Origin of the sequence: Streptomyces sp. NPDC005899 (assembly GCF_040629645.1) — a bacterium.
GTDB lineage: Bacteria > Actinomycetota > Actinomycetes > Streptomycetales > Streptomycetaceae > Streptomyces.
In genome coordinates this window covers 1-10,839 of sequence record NZ_JBEXWB010000222.1, presented here as the reverse complement: position 1 = coordinate 10,839, position 10,839 = coordinate 1, and the positions used below count along the sequence as shown (strand labels likewise).

The following is a 10,839-nucleotide window of genomic DNA, read 5'->3' as shown; positions in this document are numbered from 1 at the left end:
GAGGGGCCGGGCGCCTCCGTGTGTCCGTGGTTCCCGTACGGAGGACATGAACATGCGTCGCACCGTCATATGAGGTGATATGGGGCATTGAGCTACTCAAGGGAACCCTAGGAGGCACTCCATGCGCGGAGCCACACAGGTGAGGTGGGCCGCATGCGCGGTCGCCGCGGCCCTGGCAGCGACGGCCTGCGGCGGCGGGGACGGCGGCGGCAGCGGTGGTGGCGCCGACGGCATCGTGAGCTCCTCCTGGGGGGACCCGCAGAACCCGCTGGAGCCCGCGAACACGAACGAGGTGCAGGGGGGCAAGGTCCTCGACATGGTCTTCCGCGGCCTGGTGCGCTACGACCCCAAGACCGGCGAGGCCAAGAACGAGATCGCCCGGACGATCGAGTCGAAGGACTCCCAGAACTTCACGATCACCATTAAGGACAACTGGACCTTCAGCAACGGGGAGAAGGTCACCGCGCAGTCCTTCGTGGACGCCTGGAACTACGGCGCCGCCCTGAAGAACAACCAGAAGAACGCCTACTTCTTCCAGTACATCGACGGCTACGACAAGGTCCACCCCGAGTCCGGCTCGGCCACCGCGGACAAGCTCACCGGTCTCCAGGTCGTCAACGGCACGACCTTCAAGGCCAGGCTGTCGCAGAAGTTCTCGCTCTGGCCCGACACCCTCGGCTACGCGGCCTTCGTGCCCCTGCCCAAGACGTTCTACACCGACCACGACGCCTGGCTCTCCAAGCCCGTCGGCAACGGCCCTTACACCATCCAGAACTACGCCAAGGGCTCCTCGATGAACCTGCGCAGGTGGGACGGGTACCCGGGCCCGGACAAGGCGCAGAACGGCGGCATCGACCTCAAGGTCTACACCGACAACAACACCGCCTACACCGACCTGACGGCGGGCAACCTCGACCTCGTCGACGACGTGCCCGCCTCCCAGCTGAAGAACGTGCGGGCGGACCTGGGCGACCGGTACATCAACACACCGGCCGGCATCATCCAGACGCTCGCGTTCCCGTTCTACGTCAAGGCATGGGACACCCCGGACGCGGCCAAGGTCCGCCAGGGGCTGTCGATGGCGATCAACCGCGAGCAGATCACCGGCCAGATCTTCCAGAAGACCCGCACCCCGGCCTCCGACTGGACGTCCCCGGTCCTCGGTGCCGAAGGCGGCTTCAAGAAGGGCCTGTGCGGCTCCCCGTGCGTGTACGACAAGGCGGCGGCCAAGAAGCTGATCGAGGAGGGCGGCGGCATCCCCGGCGGCCAGCTCAAGGTCTCCTACAACGCCGACACCGGCTCCCACAAGGAGTGGGTCGACGCCGTCTGCAACAGCATCAACAACGTCATGGGCGACAACAAGGCGTGTGTGGGGGCGCCGGTCGGCACCTTCGCCGACTTCCGCAGCCAGGTCTCCACGCAGAAGCTGAAGGGCGCCTGGCGCGCGGGCTGGCAGATGGACTACCCGCTGATCCAGAACTTCCTCCAGCCGCTCTACTACACGAACGCCTCCTCCAACGACGGCAAGTGGAGCAACGAGAAGTTCGACGACCTGGTGGACAAGGCCAACGCCGAGAGCGACAAGGCACAGGCCGTCAGCACCTTCCAGGACGCGGAGAAGGTCCTCGCCGAGCAGATGCCCGTCATCCCGCTCTGGTACCAGAACGGCAGCGCCGGCTACTCGGACCGGGTCGAGAACGTCTCGCTCAACCCGTTCAGCGTCCCGGTCTACAACGAGATCAAGGTCAAGTGACCCACTGAAGCCGGGCGGCCGGTGCGGCGACCCGCGCCGGCCACCCGGCTTCCCGGTCCCTCCGCACGCTCGCCCCGACCCCCGGAGCCCTCATGGGACGTTATGTGATCCGGCGGCTGCTGCAGATGATCCCGGTCTTCTTCGGCACCACGCTGCTGATCTTCCTCATGGTGAACGTGATGGGCGACCCCATCGCGGGCCTCTGCGGCGACCGCCAGTGCGACCCCGCGACCGCCGCCCAGCTGCGCACCGAGTTCGGCCTCGACAAGCCCGTGTGGCAGCAGTACGTGACCTACATGGGCAACATCTTCACCGGGGACTTCGGCACCGCGTTCAACGGGCAGGAGGTCACCGAGCTGATGGCCACCGCCTTCCCCATCACCATCCGGCTCACCCTCGTCGCCATCGTCTTCGAGATCGTCATCGGCATCAGCCTCGGTGTCGTCACGGGGCTGCGCCGCGGGCGGCCCGTGGACACCGGGGTGCTGATCCTCACCCTGGTGGTCATCGCCGTGCCGACGTTCGTCACCGGCCTGCTGCTCCAGCTCCTCCTCGGAGTGAAGTGGGGCGTGATCAAGCCGTCCGTCTCCCCCGAGGCACCCGTCGACGAGCTGATCCTTCCGGGCCTGGTGCTGGCGTCCGTCTCGCTGGCCTACGTCACCCGGCTCACCCGGACCTCGATCGCCGAGAACGCCCGCGCCGACTACGTCCGCACCGCCGTGGCCAAGGGCCTGCCCCGGCGGCGGGTGGTCGTGCGGCACCTGCTGCGCAACTCCCTCATCCCCGTCGTGACCTTCATCGGCACGGACGTGGGCGCCCTGATGGGCGGGGCGATCGTCACCGAGCGCATCTTCAACATCCACGGGGTCGGCTACCAGCTCTACCAGGGGATCCTGCGCCAGAACTCCCAGACCGTCGTCGGCTTCGTCACCGTCCTCGTCCTCGTGTTCCTGGCCGCCAACCTGATCGTCGATCTCCTGTACGCCGTACTCGACCCGAGGATCCGCTATGCCTGAGCAGCAGCCGTGGGACGCGACGGGGAGCGGGGCGATCTCGGGGGCCGGGGCGGGCGGGGGCATGGACCTCGCCATGGACGAGGGCACCACGCTGGAGAAGACGCCCGGCGGCCCCGAGGGCACCGGACCCGCCGGCAGGCCGCGCAGCCTGTGGTCCGACGCCTGGCGCGACCTCCGGCGCAACCCGGTCTTCATCATCTCCGGGCTGGTCATCCTCTTCCTGGTGGTGATCTCGATCTGGCCCTCGCTGATCACGGACCAGGACCCGCTCAACTGCGACCTGGCCAAGGCCCAGGAGGGCTCCCAGCCGGGCCACCCGTTCGGCTTCGACGGGCAGGGCTGCGACGTCTACACCCGCACCGTCTACGGGGCACGGACCTCGGTGGCCGTCGGCGTCTGCTCCACGCTCGGCGTCTCCCTGCTCGGAGGAGTGCTGGGCGGCCTCGCGGGATTCTTCGGAGGCGCCTGGGACGCCGTGCTCTCCCGCCTCACGGACGTCTTCTTCGGCATCCCGGTGGTCCTGGGCGGTCTGGTCTTCCTCTCCGTGGTCACCAGCTCCACGGTGTGGCCCGTGATCGGCTTCATCGTGCTGCTGGGCTGGCCCCAGATCGCCCGCATCGCCCGGGGCTCCGTCATCACCGCGAAGCAGAACGACTACGTCCAGGCCGCCCGGGCGCTGGGCGCCTCCAACTCGCGCCTGATGCTGCGGCACATCACGCCCAACGCGATCGCCCCGGTGATCGTCGTCGCGACCATCGCGCTGGGCACCTACATCTCACTGGAGGCGACCCTGTCCTTCCTCGGCGTCGGCCTGAAACCGCCGGCCGTGTCCTGGGGCATCGACATCTCCGCCGCCTCCCAGTACATCCGCAACGCACCGCACATGCTGCTCTGGCCCGCCGGGGCCCTGGCGGTCACGGTGCTCGCCTTCATCATGCTCGGCGACGCGGTGCGCGACGCCCTCGATCCCAAGCTGCGCTGAGGAGCCCGCTGCCATGTTGCTCGAAGTGCGCGACCTGCACGTGGAGTTCCACACCCGGGAGGGGGTGGCCAAGGCCGTCAACGGCGTCAACTACTCGGTGGCCGAGGGGGAGACGCTGGCCGTCCTCGGGGAGTCGGGCTCCGGGAAGTCCGTCACCGCGCAGGCGATCATGGGCATCCTCGACATGCCGCCCGGGAGGATCAGCGGCGGCGAGATCCTCTTCAAGGGCCGCGATCTGCTGAAGCTCAAGGCCGAGGAGCGGCGGAAGGTCCGGGGCCAGGAGATGGCCATGATCTTCCAGGACGCCCTCTCCTCCCTGAACCCGGTGCTCAGCGTCGGCGCCCAGCTCGGCGAGATGTTCGTCGTGCACCGCGGGATGTCCCGCAAGGACGCGAGGGCCAAGGCCGTCGAGCTGATGGACCGGGTGCGCATCCCCGCCGCCGGGCAGCGCATCGGCGACTTCCCGCACCAGTTCTCCGGCGGCATGCGCCAGCGCATCATGATCGCCATGGCGATGGCACTGGAACCCTCGCTCATCATCGCCGACGAACCGACCACCGCCCTCGACGTGACGGTCCAGGCACAGGTGATGGAGATCCTCGCCGAACTGCAGAGCGAGTTCAACATGGGCCTCATCCTCATCACCCACGACCTCGGTGTGGTGGCCGACGTCGCCGACAGGATCGCCGTGATGTACGCCGGCCGGATCGTCGAGACCTCGCCCGTCCACCCCATCTACCGGGCACCCGCCCACCCGTACACCAAGGGCCTGCTCCGTTCGATCCCGCGCCTGGACCAGAAGGGGCAGGAGCTCTACGCGATCAAGGGGCTGCCGCCCAACCTGCTGCACATCCCGCCGGGCTGCCCCTTCCACCCCCGCTGCCCCCAGGCCCGGGACGTCTGCCGTACGGACGTGCCGCCGCTCTACACGGTGGACGAGGAACGCCGGAGCGCCTGCCACTTCTGGAAGGAGACGCTCGATGAGCGCTGACGACGCGGGGCGGGACGGCGGTCCCGGCGGTTCCACACTCCTCACCGAGGGCACGGCACCCGGCCGGCCCCGGCGCCGCGCCGGGGGTGACCCCATCCTGGAGGTGCGCGGCCTGGTCAAGCACTATCCGCTGACCCGGGGGATCCTCTTCAAGAAGCAGATCGGCGCCGTCAGAGCCGTCGACGGCGTGGACTTCGACCTGGCGGCGGGCGAGACGCTCGGCATCGTGGGGGAGTCCGGGTGCGGCAAGTCGACCGTCGCCAAGATGCTCGTCCACCTGGAGCCGCCCACCTCGGGCGCGATCCGCTACAAGGGCGAGGACGTCACCAAGCTGTCCGGCCGCGCGCTGAAGGCCGTGCGCCGCAACATCCAGATGGTCTTCCAGGACCCGTACACCTCGCTCAACCCGCGCATGACGGTCGGCGACATCATCGGGGAACCGTACGAGATCCACCCCGAGGTCGCGCCCAAGGGGAACCGGCGCCGCAGGGTGCAGGACCTGCTGGACGTCGTCGGGCTCAACCCCGAGTACATCAACCGCTATCCGCACCAGTTCTCCGGCGGCCAGCGCCAGCGCATCGGCATCGCCCGCGGCCTCGCGCTCAACCCGGAGATCATCGTCGCGGACGAGCCGGTCTCGGCACTGGACGTGTCGGTCCAGGCCCAGGTGGTCAACCTGCTGGACCGGCTCCAGGCCGAATTCGACCTGAGCTTCCTGTTCATCGCGCACGACCTGTCGATCGTCCGCCACATCTCCGACCGCGTGGGCGTCATGTACCTGGGCCGGATCGTCGAGATCGGCACGGACGAGGAGATCTACGACCACCCCACGCACCCGTACACCCAGGCGCTGCTCTCCGCCGTCCCGGTGCCCGACCCGGCGGCCCGGGAGCACCGCGAGCGGATCATCCTCCACGGTGACGTGCCCTCGCCGGCGAACATCCCCTCGGGCTGCCGCTTCCGCACACGCTGCTGGAAGGCGCGGGAGCGGTGCGCGCTGGAGGTGCCGCTGCTGGCCGTGCCGGCGGTCCTGCGGGACACGCCGACGCCCGCCCGGCACGACTCCGCGTGCCACTTCGCCGAGGACAAGCAGGTGGTCCCGCCGGGCGTCCCGCCGCCCGCCCCGGAACCCGGGGACGCGCCGCCGAAGCCGCCGTCACCCGGCGCCGAGGACGGGAAGACGCTCTGACGGGAGGGTGGCGGATCCGTTAACGCGGAGGCAACTCGCCTGTTCCCGCACCGATATACGAACGCTCCACCATGGGGAGCGTACGGCCGTGCGGGTGCCGTGGACCGGCCGGGGCGTTCATCACGTCGCCCCGGCCGGTTACCCGTGCCCGCGAGGCCGCAGAGGTCCTCTTGTCCATCCGCCGGCCGCGGTGGAGGATCGCTGGGGTGACACTCACACGGGGAGCCAGGATCACCGGCGCGGTGCTGTGCGCCGTGCTCGGCGTCGTCGCCGCGGGCTGGATCGTGCGGGACCTCCGGGCGGCCGGTGATCCGCAGGACCTCCTGCGCTACTGGGCCGGGTACACCGACGCCCGCCCGGACGCCCTGCCCGCCACCTCGCAGGGCGACCCCGTCCTGTTCGTCGTCTGCTGTGCCGCCACGTTCGCCGCGCTGCGCTCCCGGGTGGCCGCCTCGGCGATGGTCGCCACGGGTGTGGTCACCCTCGTCCTGCGGCTGCCCGGCGTCTGGACCATCGGCGCCTCCTGGATGGACGGCCGGTACGGCGACGAACTGCGGACCCGCGCCATGATCGGTACCTTCGTCACCCTGGCCGCCGCCCTCGCACTGATCGTCACCGGGAGCGCGGGCCGCAGACCGTCCGCGGAAACCCGCGAACCGCTCCCCACCCGGCCCGGCCGGGGAGCCGCCGTCGCCGCCTTCCTGGCGCTCGGTGCCGCGGGGGCCGTACTGCTCGCCTGGGAGATCCGCCAGTTCGTCACCTTCCCCTCCCGGCTCTATCCCGGCTGGTTCACCGGGTCGAGCGCCGTCCGGGTGGAACTGACCGGCGCCCCGCCCGGATGGAGCGGGGCCGTGCTGGCACTGCTCTGCCTGGTGGTGGCGTTCACGGCCCTCCTCCGTGCCGTCCACGCCCGGCCGTTCGGCATGATCGCCGCCGCGTTCCTGCTGTTCTCGGGGGTCTTCGGCATCGCCCGGGCCGTCCACCACGAACTGCTCGACCGCTTCGGGGACCTGGGGACCGAGTACCAGCTCGTCGTGCTCACCTCCTTCCTGCTCGCCCTCGCCGGGGCGACGGCGCTCCCCGCCCTGGCGCGCGGGGGGCCGGCGGACGCGGACGGCCGAGGCCACGAGGGATACGGCTACCCGCCCTCCGGCCCCGGATACGGCTACCCGCCCCCGGAATCCGGATACAGCCGTCCCCCGGGCGAGCCCGGGTACGGCTACCCACCCGCCGGGCAGCCCGGGCAGGGGCCCGGCCACGGGTACCCGCAGGGCGGGCAGCCCGGCGGCGGGTTCGGGCCGCCGCCGCCCGCCTCCCGGCCGCCGGGCTGGTGACGCCGCCGGACGTCAGGCGCGGGCCAGCCCCAGCGACCGCCTGAGGAAGTCCACCTGGAGCAGGAGCAGGTTCTCCGCCACCTGCTCCTGCGGGGTCATGTGCGTCACCCCGCTCAGCGGCAGCACCTCGTGCGGGCGCCCCGCCGACAGCAGGGCCGACGACAGCCGCAGGGCGTGGGCGACCACCACGTTGTCGTCGGCCAGTCCGTGGACGATCATCATCGGCCGCGCCTGGCCGGCGGGGCGGGAGAGCCCCTCGTCCGTCACCAGCGAGTTGTCCGCGTACACCTGGGGCTGCTTCGCCGGGTCGCCGAGGTACCGCTCGGTGTAGTGGGTGTCGTACAGCCTCCAGTCCGTCACCGGGGCGCCCACGACGGCCGCGTGGAAGACGTCCGGGCGCCGCAGCACGGCGAGGGCCGCGAGGTAGCCGCCGAAGGACCAGCCGCGCATCGCCACCTTCGCCAGATCCAGCGGGAAGCGTCCGGCCAGCGCGTGCAGGGCCTCGACCTGGTCGTCGAGGGTGAGGGCCAGGTCGTCCCTGACCGCCTTCTCCCACCCGGGCGAACGGCCGGGAGCGCCGCGGCCGTCCGCGACGACCACCGCGAACCCCTGGTCGGCGAACCACTGCGAGGTGAGGTGGGAGTTGTGCGCCGCGACGACCCGGCGGCCGTGCGGGCCGCCGTACGGATCCATCAGGACCGGAAGCGGACCGTCCGCCTCCGTGTAACCGGTGGGGAGCAGTACGGCGCACGGAATGCGCCGTGCGCCCCCTTCCGTCAGCCGCACCCGGGCCGTCAGCACGGGTTCCTGGGCCAGGTTGGCGACGGTGGCGACCGGCTCGCCGTCGCGCAGGACGCGTACGGACGTCCCCGGGTGGTCCAGGGAGGCCGACACCAGGACCGTCACCCCGCCCGCGCGGACCGCCGAGTGCACGCCGGGGCCTTCGCTGACGCGCTCGGCGCCCAGTTCGCCGACCCGGTACACATGGCTCTCGCCGGTCTCGGGAGCCGCCGCCCGCTCACCCGCCGTGGCCGACACCAGGACGTCGGACTCCCCGATGTCCAGCACCGCCTGCACGTGCAACCGGTCGTCGGTCAGGAGCCGGTCACCGACCGAGAGCACCCGTGCGCCCCCCTCGTCCGTGATCCGCACGAGCCGTCCGCCGGGCGCCCACGCGGGGACCCCGGCGAAGAGCTCCAGCCAGATCGGGTCCTCGTCGACGTGCACCGTACGCGTCGTGCCGCTGTCCGTGTCCACGGCCAGGCACCACTGGCTGCGCTGGTCACGGGCCTGCACCAGGAGCAGGGGGGCGCCGTGCGGGGACCAGTGGACCCGGGCCAGGTACGGGAAGCGGGCGCGGTCCCAGAGCACCTCCGTCCGGGCTCCGTCCAGACCCATGAGGAAGAGCCGCACCTCGGCGTTGGCCGTCCCCGCGGCCGGGTAGGCGACCTCGGCGGGCTCGTTGCCCGGGTGTGCGGGATCCGCGATCCACCACCGCCGGACGGCGCTGTCGTCGACCCGGGCGACCAGCAGGCGGTCCGACTCCGGCGACCACCAGAAGCCGCGGTAGCGGCTCATCTCCTCCGCCGCGACGAACTCGGCGAGACCGTAGGACGTGTGCTCGTCCTCGGGTTCGGCGACCGCCCGGTCGTCCGCCCCCTCCGCCCCCATGACCCGCAGCGCGCCCCGGCAGACGTAGGCGACGTGGCGGCCGTCGGGGGAGGGGCGCGGGTCGAGCACCGGGCCCGGTACGGGCAGGGCGCGCGCCGTCCCGGCTCTCAGCTCGGCGACGTATGCCTTGCCCGACAGGGCGAACGCGGCCAGTTCGGCCGCCTCGTCCACCGCGTAGCCGACGATGCCCGCCGAGCCCTCCCGGAGCCGCTCGCGGCGGGCCCGCTCCTGAGGTGACAGGCTCTCCGCCGTGCCGCCCAGCAGCGCGTGGGGGTCGGCGGCGACCCGCTCCTCGCCGGTCTCCGTGTCCAGCACGTGCAGCCGGTTCGTCCGGTCGGTGCCGGAGGACGAGCGGAGGAAGACCACCCGCGTCCCATCCGGTGAGACGGTGAACGCTCGAGGTGCGCCCAGAGTGAACCGCTGGGTCCGGGCGTGCTGGCGGGGAAACGACAGATTCTTCGAGGTCATGGCCCCGAACCTAGCCCGCGCGAGCCCCGCCGTGCGCCCCTCGTGCTGCTGTGCCCCGATCAATGCGTCGGCACGGATAGTTATGATCCGTAGCGCTCGGTGGGTATGAACCTGCTGGCTCCATGTGTGCTGCCCGTCCCGACCGTACTGATGGAGGTGAACCGCCGTGGCACTCTCGATTTCGGCGGTGGTGCTGCTGGCGATCGTCGTCTTCCTGCTGATCCGGAAATCCGGACTGAAGGGCGGACACGCGGTGGTCTGCATGTTGCTCGGGTTCTATCTCGCGAGCTCGTCGATCGCCCCGACCATCTCGGAGGTGACGTCCAACGTGGCAGGCATGATCGGTGGGATCAAGTTCTGATGCGCGTACCCGCCCCGGAGCCTTTCATGCCACCCGGCCCAGCGGGGTGGTCGGAGCGAGGGGCGGGTGGCTCGTAGGCTGGTCCCATGAAGGACCTTCCCGCCCGCCGTCTGCTCCTGGTGCACGCCCACCCGGACGACGAGTCGATCAACAACGGCGCCACCATGGCCAGATACGCGGCCGAGGGCGCCCACGTCACCCTGGTGACGTGCACGCTCGGCGAGGAGGGCGAGGTCATCCCACCGGACCTGGCCCACCTCGCAGCCGGCCGGGACGGCACCCTGGGCGCCCACCGGATCGGTGAACTCGCCGCCGCCATGCGGGAGCTCGGGGTGGCGGACCACCGCTTCCTGGGCGGCCCCGGCCGGTACCGCGACTCAGGGATGATGGGCACCGAGCAGAACCACCGGCCCGGTGCCTTCTGGGACGCGGACCTCGACGAGGCGGCCGGTCACCTCGTCGAGGTCATCCGCTCGGTGCGTCCGCAGGTCCTCGTCACGTACGACCCCGACGGCGGCTACGGCCACCCGGACCACATCCAGGCGCACCGCGTCGCGACGCGCGCCGCCGAACTCGCCGCCGACCCCGGCTACGACGGGGCGGCCGGTGAGCCCCACCGCATCGCGAAGACCTACTGGAACCGGGTACCCCGCTCCGCGGCCGAGGAGGGCTTCGCCCGGCTCCGAGAGACCGCCCCGCACGCCTTCCCCGGGATCGCCGCGATCGACGACGTCCCCGGCGTGGTGGACGACGCCACGATCACCACCGAGATCGACGGTGCGCCGTACGCCGGGGCGAAGACCGCCGCCATGCGGGCGCACGCCACCCAGATCGCCGTGGACGGCCCGTTCTTCGCCCTCTCCAACGGCCTGGGCCAGCCCGTCTTCACCACCGAGTACTACGAGTTGGTGCGCGGCCGGGCCGGCGGGGACGATGGTGGCCGGGAGCACGACCTCTTCGCGGGCGTGCCGGACGCCGAGGCCGCACCGGGAGAGCAGACATGAGCAGCAGCGAAAGGCCGCGCGCCTCGTCGCCGGCGAAGCGCGCCGACACCCCCCGGCGCCCCGCCGCCAC

At 71.2% G+C, this 10,839-nt stretch carries 9 protein-coding genes; 8 read left to right on the top strand and 1 reads right to left on the bottom strand.

All coding sequences use genetic code 11. The annotated features are described in order from the left end of the window. Positions 1-121 precede the first annotated feature (121 nt). The 6 genes from ABZ371_RS22270 to ABZ371_RS22245 all read left to right on the top strand — a co-directional run bounded on the left by ABZ371_RS22270 (position 122) and on the right by ABZ371_RS22245 (position 7,265). On the top strand, positions 122-1,753 hold the full coding sequence (locus ABZ371_RS22270; protein WP_358682459.1) for an ABC transporter substrate-binding protein: 1,632 nt from the start codon (positions 122-124) through the stop codon (positions 1,751-1,753). A gap of 92 nt (positions 1,754-1,845) precedes the next feature. After that, entirely contained in the window at positions 1,846-2,769 is a 924-nt protein-coding gene (locus ABZ371_RS22265; protein ID WP_358682456.1) for an ABC transporter permease, read from the top strand. Next, complete coding sequence (locus tag ABZ371_RS22260; RefSeq protein WP_358682453.1) at positions 2,762-3,751, top strand: ABC transporter permease; 990 nt, start codon at positions 2,762-2,764, stop codon at positions 3,749-3,751. The genes ABZ371_RS22265 and ABZ371_RS22260 overlap by 8 nt, the downstream gene beginning before the upstream one ends. Before the next feature lie 13 nt (positions 3,752-3,764). Next, on the top strand, positions 3,765-4,742 hold the full coding sequence (locus ABZ371_RS22255) for an ABC transporter ATP-binding protein (RefSeq protein ID WP_358682451.1): 978 nt from the start codon (positions 3,765-3,767) through the stop codon (positions 4,740-4,742). Beyond that, positions 4,732-5,931: a dipeptide ABC transporter ATP-binding protein gene (locus ABZ371_RS22250; RefSeq protein WP_358682448.1), complete on the top strand. Its 1,200-nt coding sequence runs from the start codon at positions 4,732-4,734 to the stop codon at positions 5,929-5,931. Before ABZ371_RS22255 ends, ABZ371_RS22250 begins: the two co-directional genes overlap by 11 nt. A gap of 206 nt (positions 5,932-6,137) precedes the next feature. After that, the gene (locus ABZ371_RS22245; protein WP_358682445.1) at positions 6,138-7,265 is read left to right on the top strand and encodes a hypothetical protein; all 1,128 of its coding nucleotides are present in this window, start codon (positions 6,138-6,140) and stop codon (positions 7,263-7,265) included. Positions 7,266-7,277: 12 nt separating this feature from the next. Here the strand turns inward: ABZ371_RS22245 and ABZ371_RS22240 are convergent, their stop codons facing one another. After that, on the bottom strand, positions 7,278-9,404 hold the full coding sequence (locus ABZ371_RS22240; RefSeq protein ID WP_358682442.1) for a prolyl oligopeptidase family serine peptidase: 2,127 nt from the start codon (positions 9,402-9,404) through the stop codon (positions 7,278-7,280). A 166-nt stretch (positions 9,405-9,570) separates the two neighbouring features. Between ABZ371_RS22240 and ABZ371_RS22235 the strand changes: the two genes are divergently transcribed. After that, on the top strand, positions 9,571-9,765 hold the full coding sequence (locus ABZ371_RS22235) for a hypothetical protein (RefSeq protein WP_014154257.1): 195 nt from the start codon (positions 9,571-9,573) through the stop codon (positions 9,763-9,765). Between the two features lie 86 nt (positions 9,766-9,851). Then, positions 9,852-10,769, top strand: a complete 918-nt coding sequence (gene mshB, locus ABZ371_RS22230) for an N-acetyl-1-D-myo-inositol-2-amino-2-deoxy-alpha-D-glucopyranoside deacetylase (RefSeq protein ID WP_358682437.1) — start codon at positions 9,852-9,854, stop codon at positions 10,767-10,769. Positions 10,770-10,839 lie beyond the last annotated feature (70 nt).